The 19,507-nt window shown below is 74.7% G+C and carries 1 protein-coding gene and 2 pseudogenes; all 3 read right to left on the bottom strand.

Annotated features, from left to right (window positions below; all coding sequences use genetic code 11):
• Window positions 1-24: 24 nt before the first annotated feature.
• Window positions 25-9,570 carry a type I polyketide synthase gene (locus ACWGR4_RS02755; protein ID WP_452130259.1) on the bottom strand — a complete coding sequence of 3,182 codons (9,546 nt, stop codon included), beginning with the start codon at window positions 9,568-9,570 and terminating at the stop codon, window positions 25-27.
• Window positions 9,571-9,711: 141 nt separating this feature from the next.
• Window positions 9,712-12,399 (bottom strand): annotated as a pseudogene (locus ACWGR4_RS02750) (SDR family NAD(P)-dependent oxidoreductase); the annotation flags it as partial.
• Between the two features lie 327 nt (window positions 12,400-12,726).
• Window positions 12,727-19,229: pseudogene (locus tag ACWGR4_RS02745) on the bottom strand (type I polyketide synthase); the annotation flags it as partial.
• Window positions 19,230-19,507 lie beyond the last annotated feature (278 nt).

Here is a 19,507-nt window from a genome sequence, read left to right as displayed (position 1 = left end):
GGCGGGTCGGGGAATGCCGGCGGATCAGGAGATGCCGAACTGCTTGCCGATGAATTCGATGAGTTCGGCGTCGGTGGCCGCGTCGATCTCCTCGTCGATCGCGCCGACTTCCGGGCCTTCGGGCCCGGTGCCGGGCACCGCGGCGGCGGCCCAGCGGGCGGCGATCGTGGTCAACCGCGCGGCCGAGGCCGCGTGTTCGGCCGGGTCGCCGGCCGCGTGCGCGAGCAGCGCCTCCAGACGGTCGATCTCGACCCGCACGGTCTCGGCGTCCGCGACGGTCCGCGGCACGAGTTCGCCGCGCAGGAACTCGGCGAGCGCATTCGGGGTCGGGTGGTCGAAGACCAGCGTCGCGGGCAACTTCAGACCGGTCTCGGCGGTCAGCCGATTGCGCAGTTCGACAGCGGTCAGTGAATCGAATCCCTGGTCCCGGAACGGCTTTTTGGCCTCGACCGAGGCGGCCGAGGCGTGCCCGTGCACGATCGCCGCCTGGGTCCGGACCAGGTCGACCAGATGCGGGCGGCGCTGCTCCTCGGGGAGTTCGGCGAGCAGCGCGGTCAGCCTGCTCGCGGGCGTGTCGGCACCGGCGGCACCGTGCGTCGTGGCCGATCCGGCGGCCGGCGCCCGAAGCAGCTCGGCGACCAGCGGGTGCGCCCGATCCCGGAACAGCACGTCCCAGTCGATGTCGCAGACCGTCAGGTGGCTCTCGTCGGCGTCGAGGACGTGTCCGAGCGCTTGCACCGCGCGGGCCGGGTCGAGCATGGTCAGGCCCTGTCGGCCCAGTCGTTCCTCGATCTCCGGCGCGGCGATCCCGCCGCCGGCCCAGTGTCCCCACGACACCGAGGTGGCGACCTTCCCGGCCTGCCGGCGGCGGGCCGCCAACGCGTCCAGATAGGCGTTGCCCGGCGCGTAGTTGCCCTGCCCGGCCACCCCGCAGATGCCGGCCACCGAGGAGAACAGCACGAATGCCGACAGGTCGAGATCACGGGTGAGTTCGTCCAGGTGCCGGGCGCCGTCCACCTTGACCCGCGACACCCGCTGCTGCTGCTTTGGAGTCAGGTCCCCGATCACCGCGTCGTCCAGGATCGCCGCCGCGTGCAGCACCGCGGTCAGCGGGAACGCTTCCGGGACCCGGTCCAGTACGGTCGACAGCGCGGCTCGATCGGCCACGTCGCACGCGGCGAACGAGACCTCGGCGCCGAGCGCGGTGATCTCCTGCGCGAGCCGCTCCGCGCCGGGCGCGTCCGCTCCGCTGCGGCTGACCAACAGCACATGCTCCGCGCCGCGTTCGGCCACCCAGCGGGCCACGTGTCCGCCGAGCGCGCCGGTGCCCCCGGTGATCAACACCGTGCCGGACGGCCGCCAGGTCGCGGCCGGCCGTGTCGCGCCGAGCGCCGCACGCACGAGTCGGCGGCCCCGAAGCCCGCTCGCCCGTACCGCCACCTCCTTCTCGTCCGCCGCCCCGGCCAGCACGGCCGTCAGTCGGGTCCACACCGGTGCCGTGGCATCCCCGGTCGGGTACTCGCCCGGCAGGTCGATCAGGCCGCCCCACGACCCGGGACTCTCCGCCGCGACGACCCCGCCGAAGCCCCACACCTGCGCCTGCTCGGGCACCCGTACCGGATCCCCCGCCTCGACGGACACCGCACCGTCGGTCGCCACCCACAGCGGCGCCGACACCCCGGCGTCGTCCAGCGCCTGCACCAGTGCCACGGTGGCCGCCGAACCCCACGGCACCGCGTCGAACCCGGGCGCCGTGCCATCGGCCAGTGCCAACAACGAGAGCACGCCGGCGATCGGCCCGCGCGGTCCCGTCACCAGGTCCCGCAGCGCGGCCCGTTCACCCGCCCCACGCGCCACCGGGATCGGCTCCACCCGGGCGCCCGCGGCCGTCAGGACCGCCGTCAGGAAATCCGCCCACGCCGTCGCGGCCTCCCCCTCCGGGGCCAGGAGCAGCCAGGTACCGGCGAGCCTGCCGGACGCGGTGCCGCCGACCGGGCGCCAGACGATGCGGTGCCGCCACGCGTCGATCGTGGCGTCCGAGCGCCGCCGGTCCCACCACGACGACAACGCGGGCAATACCTCGCCCAACGACTCCGCCGAGGCGTCCGCCCCGAGGGCCGCGGCCAGCTCGGCCCCGTCGCCACGCTCCACCAGGTCCCAGAACGCGGCGTCGATCGACGCCGTCGAAGCCGACCCGGAACCGGTCGTCGAGGCCCCCTGTTCGGTGTCCCGAATCCAATACCGCCTGCGCTCGAACGGGTAGGTGGGCAGCTCGACGAGCCGCGCCCCAACCCCGGCGAAGCCGGCCGTCCAATCCACCGCGACCCCGCGCACGAACGCCTCGGCAAGCGAGGTGTACAGGCGCTCCGCGCCACCCTGGTCGCGCCGCAACGTGCCGACCACGACGGGGTGTTCCACGCCGACCTCGTCGAGCGTGGCCTCGATCGCGGCGGTCAGCACGGGGTGTGGACTCGCCTCGACGAACACCCCGTGCCCGGTGCCGGCCAGACCCCGAATCGCCTCCTCGAAGCGCACGGTCTCGCGCAGGTTGGTCGCCCAGTACGCGCCGTCCATCTCCGCGGTGTCCAGCCACTCCCCGGTGACCGTCGACCAGACCGGAATCGTCCCGGAAACCGGCGCTATCCCGGCCAGATCGTCGACGATCCGGGCGCGTATCTCCTCCACCTGCGCCGAATGCGACGCGTAGTCCACCGGTATCAGCCGGGCCCGGCCGTCCGCCGCGGTCACCGCCGACACCAACTCGGCCAACGCGTCGGGGTCGCCGGAAACCACCACCTGCCCGGGGCCGTTCACCGCCGCGACCGCGATCCGTCCGTCCCAGGCCGCGATGCGCTCGCGCACCGCCACGAGCGGCTCCGCCACCGAGGCCATCCCGCCCCGACCGGACAGCGCCACGATCGCCCGACTCCGCAGCGCCACCACCCGCGCACCGTCGCGCAGCGACAACCCGCCGGCCACCACCGCCGCCGCGATCTCCCCCTGGGAGTGCCCCACGAGCGCGTCCGGGACGACCCCGTACGCCCGCCAGACCGCGGCCAGCGACACCAACACCGCCCACAGCACCGGCTGGACCACATCCACCCGATCCAACGACGGCGCACCCTCGACCCCGGTCAACACCTCCACCGGCGACCAGTCGACGAACTCGGCGAGTGCGGTCGCGCACTCCTCGAACCGCGCCGCGAACACGGGTGACTCGCCGTAGAGTTCCGCCGCCATACCGGCCCACTGCGAGCCCTGCCCCGGGAAGACGAACACGGTCTTGCCGACCGGCCCGGCCGTCCCGCTCACCACGCCCGCCGGGCGATCACCGCGTGCCAGTGCCTCCAGGCTCGCCGCCCGATCCGCCGCGCCGACCAGTACCGCGCGCTCCGCGAACAACGCCCGCGAGGCGACCAGCGAGAACGCCACATCCACGGGGTTCTCGTCGAGTACGCCCCGCGCCCGGGCGGCCTGCGCGCGCAGCGCGTCCGGTGTCCGGGCCGACAACACCCACGGAAACACATCGTCGAGGGAAGGTCGTTCGTCGGCCGGCTCGCGCTCCGGCGGGGCCGGTTCGAGGATCACGTGCGCGTTGGTCCCGCTCACCCCGAAGGCGGACACCGCCGCCCGCCGGGGCCGATCCACCTCGGGCCAGGCACGAGCCTCGGTCAGCAGTCGCACCCCACCCGAGGACCAGTCCACGTGCGGCGTCGGCTCGTCCACGTGCAGCGTCTTCGGCAACACGCCGTGCCGCAGGGCCTCCACCATCTTGATCACACCGGCCACCCCGGCGGCGGCCTGGGCGTGGCCGATGTTGGACTTCAACGAGCCCAGCCACAACGGCCGGTCCGCGTCCCGACCCCGGCCGTAAGTAGCCAACAACGCCTGTGCCTCGATCGGATCACCCAGCGTCGTCCCGGTCCCGTGCGCCTCCACCACGTCCACCTCACCGGCGGACAACCCGGCGTTGGCCAGCGCCGCGCGGATCACCCGCTGCTGCGACGGGCCGTTCGGCGCCGTCAACCCGTTCGACGCGCCGTCCTGGTTCACCGCCGAACCACGCAGCACGGCGAGCACCCGGCGACCCTCGCGCCGCGCGTCCGACAAGCGCTGCAACACCACGAGCCCGACACCCTCGGCCCAGCCCGTGCCGTCGGCCGCTCCGGCGAACGCCTTGCACCTGCCGTCGACGGACAGGGCGCGCTGCCGGGAGAATTCGACGAGCATGTTCGGCGAGGCCATCACCGCGACCCCGCCGGCCAGCGCCAGATCGCTCTCGCCCGAGCGCAGCGACTGGGCCGCCAGGTGCAGCGCGACCAGCGACGACGAGCACGCGGTGTCCACCGTCACCGCCGGACCCTCGAAGCCGAGCGTGTACGAGATGCGGCCCGAGGCGACGCTGCCCGCGTTGCCGGTGCCCAGGTAGCCCTCCAGGCCCTCCGGGGTCGCGGTCAGGTCGCGCAGGTAGTCCTGGCCGGCCAACCCGGCGAACACCCCGGTCCGACTGCCGCGCAGCGTGTCCGGGTCGATCCCGGCCCGCTCCAGCGCCTCCCACGAGGTCTCCAGGAGCAGCCGCTGCTGCGGGTCCATCGCCAGCGCCTCGCGCGGCGAGATGCCGAAGAAGGCGCCGTCGAACTCGGTCGCCTCCGGCAGGAAGGCACCGTTGCGGGTGTACGACGTGCCGACCCGGTCCGGATCGGGGTCGTAGAGCCCCTCGACGTCCCAGCCGCGGTCGGTGGGCAGCCCGCCCACCGCGTCCGTCCCGGCCGTCACCAGGCGCCACAGATCGGCGGGCGAGGCCACCCCGCCGGGCAACCGGCAGGCCATCCCGACGATCACCACGGGATCGTCGGTGGTGTCCACCCCGGAGGCCGTCCCGACCACGTCCGCCGCCTCGACCTCACCCAGCAGTTCGCCGCGCAGGAACTCGGCGAGCGCGTTCGGGGTCGGGTAGTCGAAGACCAGCGTCGCGGGCAACTTCAGACCCGTCTCGGCGGACAGTCGATTGCGCAGTTCCACCGAGGTCAGCGAGTCGAATCCCTGATCCCGGAAGGGCTTCGCGGCGTCCACCGCGGCGGGGCTCGCGTGCCCCTGGACGACGGCTGCCTGGGCCCGCACCGCCTCCACGAGGAAGCGCGGGCGGTCGGCCGCGGCGAGCGCGGCGAGTCGGGCGGCGAAGCCGTCGGCGGAGGGGGCGTCGAGCGCGGCCGGGCGGGCACCGGTGGTGGCGCCGCCGGTCCCGTCGAGCAGTTCGGTGACCAGAGGGGCGCGGCGGTCGCGGAACAGCACGTCCCAGTCGATGTCGCAGACCGTCAGGTGGCTGTCGCCGGCGTCGAGAATCCGGCCCAGCACCCGGATGGCGAGTTCGGGATCGAGCATCCGCAATCCCTGGCGCCCGAGCCGTTCCTCCACCTCGGGTGCGGCGATGCCGCCACCGGCCCAGTGGCCCCACGAGATGGCCGTCGCGGGCAGTCCGGCGGCCCGGCGGCGGGCCGCCAGCGCGTCCAGATAGGCGTTGCCCGGCGCGTAGTTGCCCTGTCCCGGCACGCCGCAGATGCCCGCGAGCGAGGAGAACAGTACAAACGCGGACAGGTCGAGATCACCGGTGAGTTCGTCCAGGTGTCGGGCACCATCCACCTTGACCCGCAACACGCGGTCGAGTTGATCGAGGGTCAGATCGGCGATAACCGCGTCGTCGAGCACCGCGGCGGTGTGCACGACGGCGGTCAGCGGCAGGTCGGCCGGGATGGCGGCGAGTACGTCGGCCAGCGCCGCACGGTCGCCGACGTCGCACGCGGCGAACGAGACCCGGGCACCGAACGCGCCCACCTCGGCCGCGAGCGCCGCCGCTCCCGGGGCGTTGGCCCCGGACCTGCTCACCAACAACACGTGCGGCGCGCCGCGTTCGGCCACCCAGCGGGCCGCATGCCCGCCCAGCGCGCCGGTGCCGCCGGTGACGAGCACGGTCCCGGTGGGCTGCCAGGGCGTCGGGTCCGGGCCGGCGTCCGGCGCGGCCCGGACCAGCCTGCGCGCCCAGATCGCCGCGTCGCGCACCGCGATCTCCGTCTCGCCCGTGGCCCCGGAGAGCACGGCGACCAGTCGCTCGGCCGCCGCCGCGGTCGGGATCCGCTCCGGGACGTCGATCAAGCCGCCCCACAGCTCGGGCAGTTCGGCCGCGGCGATCCCGCCGAAGCCCCATACCTGGGCCTGTTCGGGCACCCGCACCGGGTCCTCGGCGCCGATCGACACCGCACCGCCGGTCACGGCCCACACCGGGGCGACCACACCCGCGTCCCCCAGGCCCTGGACCAGCGCCAGGGTGGCCGCCGCACCCCACGGCACCGCGGCGAAGCCGGGCACCGGGCCCTCGGCCAGGGCAAGCAGCGACACGATGCCGGCGACGGGTCCGCCCGCCGCCGCGACCGCGTCCGTCAGCCGGTCCCGCAGCACTCCACGAGCGGCGTCCTCCCGGGCCACCGCCAGCGGCACCACCCGGGCGCCGGCCGCCGCGAGCGCATCGCCGAACCATGTGGCCCACGGCGCGGCTTCCGGGTCGTCCGGCACCGCGAGCAGCCAGATCCCATCCGGCCGCGACCGCCCCGGATCGGCTACCGGACGCCATACGATCCGGTGTCGCCAGGACTGGGTCACCGCGCCGGACCGCCGGCGCTCCCACCAGGTCGACAGGGCCGGGAGTACCGCGCCCAACGGCTCGGCCAGATCCCCGTCCACGTCCCCCAGGGCGGCCGACAACCCCGCCGGGTCGCCACCCTCGACGAGTTCCCAGAAGGCCGCGTCCGCCGCGGCCTCGACCGGTTCGGTGTGCTCGCCTGTGTCCAGCCAGAACCGCTCGCGCTGGAAGGCGTAGGTGGGCAGCGAGACCCGCGGCAGGGTGCCCTCGGCAAACGCGAACGCGGCCTCCCAGGCCACCGGCACCCCGCGCACGAACGCCTCCGCCAGCGAGGTGTGCAGCCGAAGCAGATCGCCCTGCTCCCGGCGCAGCGTGCCGACCACGACCGGGTCGACCGCGCCGGCCGCCTCCAGGGTGTCCTGGATCGCGGCGGTCAGCACGGGATGCGGGCTCACCTCGACGAACACACCGTGGTCGGCCTCGGCCAGCCCGCGTACCGCTTCTGCGAAGCGCACGGTCTCGCGCAGGTTGGTCGCCCAGTACGCGCCGTCCATCTCGGCGGTGTCCAGCCAGTCGCCGGTCACCGTCGACCACACCGGGACCGTCCCGGACACCGGCGCGATCCCGGCCAGATCCGCGACGATCCGCGCCCGGATCTCCTCCACCTGCGCCGAATGCGACGCGTAATCCACCGGAATCAACCGCGCCCGACCACCCTCGTCGGTCACGGCCGCCACCAACTCGGCCAACGCATCGGGTTCGCCGGACACCACCACCTGCCCGGGCCCATTCACCGCCGCAACCGAAATCCGCCCGTCCCACGCGGCGATCCGCTCCCGCACCGTCGGCTCGGGCAGCGCAACCGACGCCATCCCGCCCCGCCCGGACAGGGCCAGGATCGCCCGGCTGCGCAGGGCGACGACCGTGGCGCCGTCCTCCAGGGACAACCCGCCGGCCACCACCGCCGCCGCGATCTCGCCCTGCGAGTGCCCGACGAGCGCGTCCGGGACGACCCCGTACGCCCGCCAGACCGCGGCCAGCGACACCAACACCGCCCACAACACCGGCTGGACGACGTCCACCCGATCCAACGACGGCGCGCCCTCGACACCGGTCAATACGTCGACCAACGACCAGTCCAGATGCGGTTCGACGGCCTTGGCGCACTCGTCGAAGCGGGCCGCGAACACCGGTGCCTGGGCGTACAGGTCGGCGGCCATGCCGGTCCACTGCGAGCCCTGGCCTGGGAAGACGAAGACGGTGCGGCCGGGTGCGCCGGCGGAGCCGGTGACCACGGTCGGGGTCTGCTCGCCCCGGGCCAACGCGTTCAGGCCGGCGACCAGTTCCGTACGGTCCGCGCCCAGGACGACGGCACGTTCGCCGAAGACGGCACGGGAAGAGACGAGTGCGAAGCCGACCTCGGCCGCGCCGGGCACGTCGGTCAGTCGAGTCGCCTGCGCGCGCAGCGCCGGTACCGACTTGGCGGAGAGCACCCACGGAATCGACGGCGCCGACACGGTCGTCGGCGACTCGGCGACCTCCCGGTCCTCGTCCGGCAGTTCCAGGATCACGTGTGCGTTGGTCCCGCTCACCCCGAATGCCGACACCGCCGCGCGCCGAGGCCGATCCACCTCCGGCCACGGCCGGGCCTCGGTCAACAACCGCACTCCGCCCGACGACCAGTCCACATGCGAGGTCGGCTCGTCCACGTGCAACGTTTCGGGCAGCACGCCGTGGCGCAGCGCCTGGATCATCTTGATCACCCCGGCCACCCCTGCTGCGGCCTGGGCGTGGCCGATGTTGGATTTCAACGAGCCCAGCCACAGCGGCTGTTCCGGCGTGCGGTCCCGGCCGTAGGTGGCCAGCAGGGCCTGGGCCTCGATCGGGTCGCCGAGCCGGGTGCCGGTGCCGTGTGCCTCGACCGCGTCCACGTCGGCCGGGGTCAGGCCGGCGTTGGCGAGTGCCCGGCGGATCACCCGCTGCTGCGACGGGCCGTTGGGGGCGGTGAGTTGGCTGCTGGTGCCGTCCTGGTTGACCGCGCTGCCCCGGAGGACCGCGAGCACCCGGTGGCCGGCCTGGCGGGCGTCCGAGAGCCGTTCCAGGACGAGCAGGCCGACGCCCTCCGCCCAGCCGGTGCCGTCGGCGGCGCCGGCGAACGCCTTGCAGCGGCCGTCGGCGGACAGTCCGCGCTGGCGGGCGAACTCGACGAACATCCCGGGCGAGGCCATCACCGTGGCCCCGCCCGCGAGGGCGAGGTCGCACTCGCCCGAGCGCAACGACTGTGCCGCCAGGTGCAGCGCGACCAGGGACGACGAGCACGCGGTGTCCACCGTCACCGCCGGACCCTCGAAGCCGAAGGTGTACGAGATCCGGCCCGACGCGACGCTGGTGGTGCTGCCGGTCAACACGTAGCCGTCGACCCGGTCGGGCGTGGACTTGTACAGGCGTGGCGTGTATTCCTGCGCGATCACGCCGGCGAAGACGCCGGTGGCCGAGCCTCGGACCGCCGCCGGGTCGATCCCGGCGTCCTCCAGCGCCTCCCACGCGGTCTCCAGGAGCAGTCGCTGCTGCGGGTCGGCGGCCAGCGCCTCGCGCGGCGAAACGCCGAAGAAGGCGGCGTCGAACTCGGCGGCGTCGTGCAGGAAACCGCCCTGTCGGGTGTACGTCTTGCCGACCGCGTCCGGGTCCGCGTCGTAGAGGCCGTCCAGGTCCCAGCCCCGGTCGGTGGGAAAGCCGCCGATCGCGTCCCGTCCCTCGGCCACCAGCCGCCACAGGTCCGCCGCCGAGTGCACGCCCCCGGGCAACCGGCAGCCGATGCCGACCACGGCGATCGGCTCGTTGCGGGCCTCCTCGTTCTCCCGCAACCGGCGCCGGGCCTGGTGCAGGTCGGCGGTCACCCGGGTCAGGTAGTCACGCAGCTTCTCTTCGTTCGCCATGGGGTATCAGCCTTTTTCCGTGCGGCGGCTTCGCCGTGATGTGGTACGCGTCGGGGTGCCGGGCCGGCCCGCGTGGATCCACGCGGGCCCGCTCGGGCGTGCTCGGGCCTGCTCCTGCCTGGGTGAACGCGCTGCGGCGGCTCAGGAGATGCCGAGTTCGTTGTCGATGAAGTCGAAGAGTTCGTCGTCGGTGCCCGCGCCGAGTCGGGCGATCACCGCCGAGGTCGGATCCTCCGGGGCGTCGACGCCGAGCCGGCCGAGCAGCTCGTACAGCCGGGCGACCGCATCGGTGCGAAAGCCCTCGTCGGGAGCGGCTCCGGCATCGAGCAGGTCGGTCAACGACAGTTGCCAGCGGTCGAGTTCGGCGAGCAGTCGGCCGCCGTCCGGGACGGCCGGGGCCGGGGCGAGCAGGTCGCGCAGGTGCTCGGCCAGCGCGATCGGGGTGGGGTGGTCGAAGGCCAGCGTGGAGGGCAGGTCCAGACCGGTGCCGGCGTTGATCCGGTTGCGCAGCTCGATCGCGCCGAGCGAGTCGAACTCGGCTTCCAGGAAGCCGCGTTCGGGTGCGATCGAGGCGGGCCCGTCGTGCCCGAGCACGGCCGCGGCGGTCTGGCGCACGAACAGCAGGAGTTCGCGGCGCTGTTCGTCGACCGGGCGACCCGCGAGACGATCACGCAGGCCGACGGCGGGTTTGCGATTGCCCCGGCCGGCGCCGCGTTGGGCGGGCACCCGGGCCGGGCCGGCCGCGCGGGTCAGGCCGGCGAGTACGCCGCCGGCCGCGTCCGGGCGCAGTGTGCCGGTGTCGATCCGGGCCGCGATCGGTGCGGGCAGCGGGGTGTCCAGGGCGCGGTCGAGCAGGTCGAGGGCGGTGTCGGTGCGCATCGGGGCCAGGCCGCTGCCCGCGAGCCGGCGCCGGTCCACGTCGGTCAGGTGTGCGGCCAGGCCGCCGGCCTCGGCCCAGTGGCCCCAGCCGATCGAGGTGGCGGCCAGACCGCGGCTGTGCCGGTGGTGGGCGAGGGCATCGAGGAAGGTGTTGGCGGCGGCGTAGGCGCTCTGCCCGGGGTTGCCGAGTACGCCGACGGCGGAGGAGTAGAGCACGAAGGCGGACAGGTCCAGGTCGGCGGTGAGCGTGTGCAGGTGCCAGGCGGCGTCGACCTTGGGCCGCAGTACGGCGTGCAGGCGATCGGGGTCGGTGCCGGTGAGCGCGCCGTCGGCGACCACACCGGCGGTGTGCACGATCGCGGTCAGCGGGTGTGCGGTCGGGATGCCGGCCAGCAGCTCGGCGAGGGCGGTCGGGTCGGCCACGTCGCATGCGGCGATCTCGACCGTGGCACCGGCGGCGGCCAGTTCGGCGCGCAGTTCCGCCGCCCCGGGGGCGGCCGGCCCGTGCCGGCCGACCAGGAGCAGGTGTCGGGCGCCGTGTTCGGCGACCAGGCGGCGGGCGGCGAGGGCACCGAGGGTGCCGGTACCGCCGGTGATCAGCACCGTGCCGGCGGGGTCGAAGGGGGTGGGGGTGGGCGCGATGGTGAGGACGAGTTTGCCGGTGTGGCGGGCCTGGCTCAACCGGCGCAGCGCCGGTATCGCGTGTCGGGCGTCCCACGCGGTGACCGGGAGCGGGGTGAGCGCGCCGGTCGCGAACAGCGGGTCCAGGGCTCGCAACATGCGGGCGATGTGCGCGGGGTCCAGGGTCAGCAGGTCGAAGGCCCGGTAGTCGACCCCCGGGTGTGCGGCACGCACCTGGGCCGGGTCGCGCGGGTCGGTCTTGCCCAGTTCGACGAACCGGCCGCCGGGGGCCAGCAGGCGCAGGGACGCGTCGGTGAACTCGCGGGCGAGGGCGTTGAGCACGATGTCGACGCCCCGGCCGGCGGTGGTGTCGCGGAAGCGGTCCTCGAAGTCGAGGGTGCGGGAGGAGGCGATGCGCTCGTCGGGCAGGCCCTGGGCGCGCAGCGTGGGCCACTTGGCCGGGCTCGCGGTGCCGTGGACGTCGGCGCCCAGGTGGCGGGCGAGTTGTACGGCGGCGGTCCCGACCCCACCGGTGGCGGCGTGTACCAGGACCGATTCCCCGGCGCGCAGTCCGGCCAGTTCGACCAGGCCGTGGTAGGCGGTCAGGAACGCCACGGGGACGGTGGCGGCCTGGGCGTACGTCCATCCGGTCGGAATCGGGGTGAGCAGGCGGTGGTCGACCACGGCCCGGGACCCGAGCACACCGGGCAGCAGGCCCATCACCCGGTCGCCGACGGCGAGTTCCGTGACGTCCGGGGCGACTTCGAGGACGCGGCCGGCGCCCTCCGCGCCGATCCGGGCGCTGCCGGGGTAGACGCCGAGGGCGATCAGTACATCGCGGAAGTTCAGCCCGGCGGCGCGCAGCGCGATCCGGACCTGGCCGGGCGCCAACGGCGTGGCGGCCTCGGGGGCCGGCAACATCGCAACGTTGTCGATCGTGCCCGGTTCGGTGACGTCGAGCCGCCACGGTTCGTCGGCGCGCGGTGGTTCGAGCGCGTCGTCCGGGCGCACCCTGGCCAGGCGCGGCGCGAGGATGTCGCCGCCTCGCAGGGCGAGTTGCGGTTCGGGGCCGGCCAGTGCGGCGGGCAGCGCGGCGAGCGAGTCGGGATGGGTGTCCAGGTCGAGCACCCGCAACCGGCCCGGGTGTTCGCCGGCGGCGGCCCGGACCAGGCCCCACAGACCGGCGGTGGTCGGGTCGCGCACGTCCTCGCCGGGGTGGGTGGCGATCGCCTCGCGGGTGATCAGGACCGGTGGGATGTCGCCGAGTTCGGGGTCGGCCAACCATGCGCCGAGGAGCGTTACGGCCCGCTCGGTGACCGCGTGTGTGGCCACGACGGTGCCCAGTTCCGGGACCGGCCGGGCGAACGGGACCAGCACGCGCGCCGGTCGGGACGCGCCGGCCGCCAAGGCGGCCCGCAGCGCGTCGAGGTCGGGGTGGAACACGACGGACCGGTCGTCGGCTTCGGCGAGCGCGGTGAGACCGAGCGGGTCGGTGGGCTCGCCGAGGATGACCCAACCGCCCTGCTCCGCCGCCGACTCGCCCGGGGGCACGGGCACCCAGTCGACCCGGTACCAGGAGTCCGCGGCCGAGTCCGGGCCCGATCCCGGGTCGGAGCCCGGTCGGGTCGCGAGCCGGTCCGCCGGGATCGCGCGCAGCGTCAGCCGGTCGATCGTCACGACGGGCGTGCCTTGGTCGTCGGTGGCGGTCAGGGCGATCGTGTCCGGGCCGATCGGACTGATCCGGACCCGCAGTTCGCGGGCGCCGTCGATGTGCGCGGTGGCGCCGGCCCAGGCGAACGGCAGCCGAGTGGGCGCGGCCGGGTCGGCGCCGGGCAGCAGTGCCACCACGGCGTGCAGCGCGGCATCGAGCAGCGCGGGGTGGACTCGGTGGCCGATCTCCTCGACCCGTTCGGGCAGTTCCACCTCGGCGAGCAGGTCGTCGCCGTCCTGCCAGGCGGCGATCAGGCCCTGGAAGGCCGGGCCGTAGTGGTAGCCCAGGGCGGCCAGGCGGTCGTAGACGTCGTCGACGTCGATCGGGCTCGCCCCGGGCGGCGGCCACGCGGTGTCGTTCGATGCGGGGGTCGTGTCCCGGGCCGGGTCCAGCCGGCCGGTGGCGTGTCGGGTCCAGGTCTCGGTATCGGCGGCCCGCGAGTGTACGGTCAGCGCCCGGGTGCCGTCCGGCTGTTCGGCGCCGACGGCGAGTTCGATCCGGACCGGCTCCGCATCGGGCAGCACCAGCGGTGCGGCCAGCACGAGTTCGCCGATGCCGCCCGCGCCGGTCCGTTCGGCGGCGTACAGCGCGAGGTCGACGAAGGCGGTGCCGGGCAGCAGGACCGTGTCCTGGACCGCGTGGTCGGCGAGCCAGGGTCGGTTCTTGGTGGACAGGGTGCCGGTCCAGACCCGGCCGGAGCCGTCCGCGCGGGTCAGATCCGCGCCCAGGAACGGGTGTTCGCTGGAGTCGAGACCGGCGGCGGTGGGGTCGCTGCTCGCCCGGGAGGTGTCCAGCCAGTACCGGCGACGTTGGAACGCGTAGGTGGGCAGGTCGACCCGGCCGGCCTCGCGCCCGTCGCGGGGTGTCGCGGTCCAGTCGACGGGCGTGCCGGTGACGTGCAGCCGGGCCAGCGCGTGGGTGAAGGTCGCCGGTTCGGGGCGGTCGGCACGCAGCGCGGCGACCACGACCGCCGACGGGTCGTCCAGGTTCGCCAGGGCGAGCGCGGTCAGCACGGCGTCGGGGCCGAGTTCGAGGAAGGTGGTGGTGCCGAGATCGGCGAGCCGGCGGATGCCGTCGCGGAAGCGCACCGCTTCGCGGATGTGCCGGACCCAATAGTTCGGATCGGCGAGTTCGGCGGCGTCGGCGAGGTCCCCGGTCAGGTTGGACACGATCGGGATGCGCGGCGCGCCGAAGCGTATGCCCGCCGCCACCGCGCGGAACTCGTCCAGCACGGCGTCCATGTGCGGGGAGTGGAACGCGTGGCTCACCCGGAGTCGTTTGCTCTTGCGGCCGGCGGCCCGCCACCGGTCGGCGAGCGCTTCGACGAGGTCGGCCGTACCCGAGATCACCACCGAGTCGGGGCCGTTCACCGCCGCGATACCGACCTCGGTGGGGTGTTCGGCGATCAGTGCGGCGATCTCGTCCTCGGTGCCCTGGAGCGCGATCATCGCACCGGTGGCGGGCAGTTGGCCCATCAGACGGCCTCGGGCGACGACCAGGGCGGCGGCGTCCGGGAGGTCGAGGACGCCGGCGATGTGGGCCGCGGTGAGTTCGCCGATCGAATGGCCGATCAGGTGGTCGGCGCGCACTCCGTACGCCTCGGCGAGGTGGTACAGCGCGGTCTCGATCGCGAACAACGCGGGTTGGGTGTACGCGGTTTCGCCGAGCAACGCGGCCTCGGCGCTACCCGGTTCCGCGAACAGCAGGTCGCGCAGCGGGCGTTCGAGGGCCGCGTCCAGGTGTTTCAGCGTCTCGTCCAGGGAGCGGGCGAACACCGGTTCGGACGCGTACAGTTCGCGGCCCATGCCGACGCGCTGGCTGCCCTGGCCGCTGAACAGCACGGCGAGCGGCGCGCTCGGGCGGGCGGCGCCCTCGATCAGGTTGGCCGCGTCGAGGCCGTCGACGAGCGCGTCGAGCCCGCGCAGCAGGTCGTCCCGGCCGTTCCCGGTGATCACCGCACGGTGCGCGAGGGTGTCCCGGGTGCCGGCCAGGGCCATGGCCAGGTCGCCGAGCGCGAGGTCGGGACGCTCGGCCAGGTGTGTCCGCAGTCGGGCGGCCTGGGCCGGCAGCGCGTCCTGGCTCGCGGCGGACAACGTCCACGGCCCGGCGTCGTCCCGGACCGCCGGGGTCGGCGGCGCCTCGATCGGGGCCTGCTCCAGGATCACGTGCGCGTTGGTGCCGCTGATCCCGAACGAGGACACCGCGGCGCGGCGCGGCCGGTCGGTGTCGGGCCAGGGGGTGGACTCGGCAAGCAGGCGCACCCCGCCTCGGGCCCAATCCACGTGCGGCGACGGCGCGTCCAGGTGCAGCGTGCGCGGCAGTTCGCCGTGCCGCATGGCCTCGATCAGCGCGATCACGCCGGTCACGCCGGCGGCGGCCTGGGTGTGTCCGAGGTTGGACTTGACCGAGCCGACGAGGAGCGGTCGATCGGCCGGCCGGTCCGCGCCGTACGTGGCCAGCAGCGCCCCGGCCTCGATCGGGTCGCCGAGGGTGGTGCCGGTCCCGTGCGCCTCGACCGCGTCGACCTCTGCCGCGCTCAGCCCGGCGTCGTGCAGCGCGGCGCGGATCACCCGCTGCTGCGCGGGCCCGTTGGGCGCGGTCAGCCCGTTGGACGCGCCGTCCTGGTTGATCGCGCTGCCCCGAAGCACGGCGAGTACGGGATGCCCGTTGCGGCGCGCGTCGGAGCGGCGCTCGAGCAGGACCAGGGCCGCGCCCTCGGCCCACGCGGTCCCGTCGGCGGCGGCGGCGAACGGCTTGCAGCGGCCGTCGGGGGCGAGCCCGCGCTGCCTGCTGAACTCGGTGAACATGCCGGGCGTGGACATCACGGTGACGCCGCCGGCCAGCGCGAGTGTGCACTCGCCCGCGCGCAACGAACGCGCCGCCAGGTGCAGCGCGACCAGGGACGACGAGCACGCGGTGTCGATCGTGAGCGCCGGGCCCTCCAGGCCGAGGGTGTACGCGAGCCGCCCGGACGCGACGCTGGTCAGCGCGCCGGTGAGCAGGTGTCCGGCGTGGTCCTCGGATGCCTCGTGCAGGCGCGGCCCGTACTCCTGCGGCATGGTGCCGACGAAGACGCCCGCCCGGGTGCCGCGCAGCGTGCTCGGGGCGATGCCCGCCCGCTCGACCACCTCCCACGCGGTCTCCAGGAGCAGCCGCTGCTGCGGATCCATCGCGGCGGCCTCGCGCGGGCTGATCCCGAAGAAGCCCGCGTCGAAGGTGTCGGCGGCGGTGAGGAATCCGCCCGCGCGTACGTAGGTCGTGCCGGGCCGGCCGTGCTCGGGGTCGGGGTCGTGGAGCGCGTCGAGGTCCCAGCCCCGGTTGGTCGGGAACGGGCCGATGGTGTCGGTGCCGGTCGCGAGCAGGTCCCACAGCGCCTCGGGGGTGTCCGCGTCGCCGGGCCGGCCCCGGGCCCGCCGGCATCCGCGGGCACGGTGCCGGCCGTGCGGTGCGCGAGATGGCCGGCGACGGCCCGGGGGGTCGGGTGGTCGAACGTCAGCGAGGCGGACAGCACGGTCCCGCTCGCGGCGGCCAGCCGGTCGCGGAATTCCAGCGCGCCGACCGAGTCGAAGCCGAGGTCCTTGAAGGTGCGATCGGGGTCGACCGCACCGGGACCGGCGTGACCGAGCACGACGGCGGCGGTGGCGCGGACGAGGACGAGGGGGTCGGGGGCGGCGTGACCGGGGCCGTCGCCGCCGTGCGAACCGACGTTGTGGCTTGGGGTGTTACCGGCGCCGAGGCCGTCGGCTCGCGCGGATCCGGCTGCCCCGCCCGCCGGCGTGTCCTGAGGCGCCGCCGTCGGTTCCGCGATCCAGTGCGGTGTCGGCAGGAAGGCGTACGTGGGCAGTTCGGTCCGTCGGGCGTCGGCCGGCAGCGCGGCGGTCCAGTCCACGGGAGCGCCGTGGACGTACGCCTGGGCCAGCGAGGTCAACAGTCGGCGTGCCCCGCCGTCGTCGCGCCGCAGCGTGCCCACCGTCAGCGCGGCTGCGGCATCCTCGGTGCCGGCTCCGTCGAGGATCTGCCGAAGTCCCATGGTCAGCACGGGATGCGGGCTCGCCTCGACGAAGCCGCGCCGGCCGTCGGCGAGCGCGGCGCGCACCGCATCCTCGAAGCGCACGGTGCCGCGCAGGTTGCGGTACCAGTAGTCGGCGTCGAGCCCGGCGGTGTCCAGCGGGCCGCCGGTGACCGTGGAGTAGAACGTGATGTCGCTCGATACCGGTGCGAGTGCGCCGAGTTCGCGGGCCAGGTCGACGCGCAGCGGCTCCACGTGGGCCGAGTGCGAGGCGTAGTCGACCGGGATGGACCGGACGTCGACGCCGGCCTCGGTGTAGTCGGCGAGCAGCGTGTCCAGCGCGTCGCGGTCGCCGGAGACCACGGTGGACGAGGGGCCGTTGATCGCCGCGATCGCGATCCGACCTGCCTGTACGGCCGGTGCGGCGCGCACCTCGTCGGCCGGGAGCGGTATGGAGGCCATGCCACCACCGGGTGCGAGGCCGGCCAGGAGCCGGCTGCGCCGGGCCACCAGACGCGCGGCGTCGGCCAGGGTGAGCGCACCGGCGATGTGCGCGGCGGCGATCTCCCCCTGCGAGTGGCCGATCACCGCGTCCGGGCGCACGCCGAACGCCTCCCACACGCGGGCCAGCGAGACCATCACGGCGAACAGCGCGGGCTGTACGACGTCCACGCGGTCGAGCCCGGGCGCACCGGGAACGTCCCGCAGAACATCGTGCGGCGACCAGTCGACGTGCGGCGCGAGCGCGTCCGCGCAGGCGTCCAGGTGTGCTGCGAACACCGTTGAATCGGCGCGGAGTTGCCGGGCCATGCCGATCCACTGGGAGCCCTGGCCGGGGAAGACGAACACGGTGGAGGTGTGCGGGTGGGCGACGCCGGTGACCGCGCCGGCGCTGGGCAGACCGGCGGCCGACGCGGCGGCGGCTTCGCGGAGTTCGGCCGCGTCCTCGCCCAGGAGCACGGCCCGGTGGGTGAATGCGGTGCGGTGGGCCGCGAGGGTGAGTGCGACGTCCTCGGGCGCGGCGTCCACCGTCGCGAGCCGGCCGGCCTGGCCGGGCAACGCGCGCGGGTCGCGGGCGGACAGCGGCCACGGCAGGACGGAGGCGACGAGCGCGCGGGGGCCGTCGGGCGCGGACTCCGGGGCCACCGCCGCGGGCGCCTCGCCCACCACCACATGGCAGTTCGTACCGCCCATCCCGAACGAGCTGACCCCCGCGAGCAGCGGCCGGTCCGGGTGCGGCCACGGTCCCGCTTCGGTCTGCACCCGCAGTCCGTTCGCGGCCTGGTCGATCGCCGGGTTCGCGGTGGTGTGGTGCAGGCTCGCGGGCAGCGTGCGCCGGCGGATCCCGAGCACCGTCTTGAGCAGTCCGACGATGCCGGAAGCGCCCTCCAGGTGACCGATGTTGGTCTTCACCGAGCCCACCGCGAGCCGGTCCGCGCCGGTGCGGCCCGCGCCGTAGGCGGTGCCGAGCGCGGCGGCCTCGATCGGGTCGCCGACGCGGGTGCCGGTGCCGTGCAGTTCGACGTACTGGATCCGGTCGGGCGCCACCCCGGCGGCGGTCGCGGCGCGGCGCAGCACGGCGGTCTGGGCGCCGACGTCCGGCACCGTGAGGCCGTCGGTGTCGCCGTCGCTGGTGACCGCGCTGCCGTGGATCACCGCGTGGATCGGGTCGCCGTCGGCCAGCGCCCGATCCAGCGGTTTGAGCAGCAGGACCGCGCCGCCCTCGCCACGCACGAAGCCGTTGGCGCGGGCGTCGAAGGTGAACGAGCGGTGGTCCGGGGACAACGCGCCGAAACGTTCCGCGGCGACGGTGCTCTCCGCCGCCAGGTTCAGGTGCACGCCGCCGGCGAACGCGACGGTGGACTCGCCGCTGCGCAGGCTCTCGCAGGCCAGGTGTACCGCGACCAGCGAGGAGGACTGCGCGGTGTCGACGGTCAGGCTCGGGCCGTGCAGGTCCAGGGCCCAGGACAGGCGATTGGCGATCAGCGCGCGGGCGACGCCCGTGAAGGTGTGCCGGGTGATCGCGTCGGTTCCGTACCGGTGCACCACGGTGGACCAGTCGCCGGCGATCGCGCCGACGAACACTCCGGCCCGGGTGCCCGCGAGGGATCCGGGCAGGAGGCCGGCGTCTTCGGCGGCCTCCCACCCGAGTTCGAGGGCCAGCCGCTGGTGCGGGTCCATCGCGTCGGCCTCGCGTGGCGAGATGCCGAAGAACGCCGCGTCGAAGGTGTCCACCCGGTCCAGGTAGCCCCCGGGCCGCAGGTCCGCGCCGCGCCGGCGCTCGATGCTCGCCTCGCCGACGGCGTCCACACCGTCCGCGAGGAGCCGCCAGAACGCGGCGGGGTCGGCGGCGCCCGGCAGCCGGCAGGCGGTTCCGATGACGGCGATCGCGGCACCGTGCCGATCGCGGTCGCCGGCGGTGTTCTCACTGGTCGTCATCATCGCGGAGTGTCGCCCCCCATGCCGAACGGTCCGATCCCGAACGGCGACGAGTGCGCCGAACGACCTCAGGATTCGTCCGGCGCGCCCCGCCCGAATACCCCTGTCGATCCCCTACCGACCCCATAGCGGAAGGGGTCCGCAACGACCCCTGTCGGGGCATGCCGAGGGCCGCCCCCCCCGCATAGCCGGGGGCCCCCGGCGGGGGCAACCAAACGGGGGGGTTAAACCCCCCCCCAACAAATAACCCCCCGGGGGGCGGGGCCCGAGGCCGGGCC

The organism is Embleya sp. NPDC055664 (assembly GCF_053618075.1).
The sequence above is the reverse complement of the archived record's forward strand: the minus strand, read 5'-3'. Positions and strand labels throughout refer to the sequence as shown.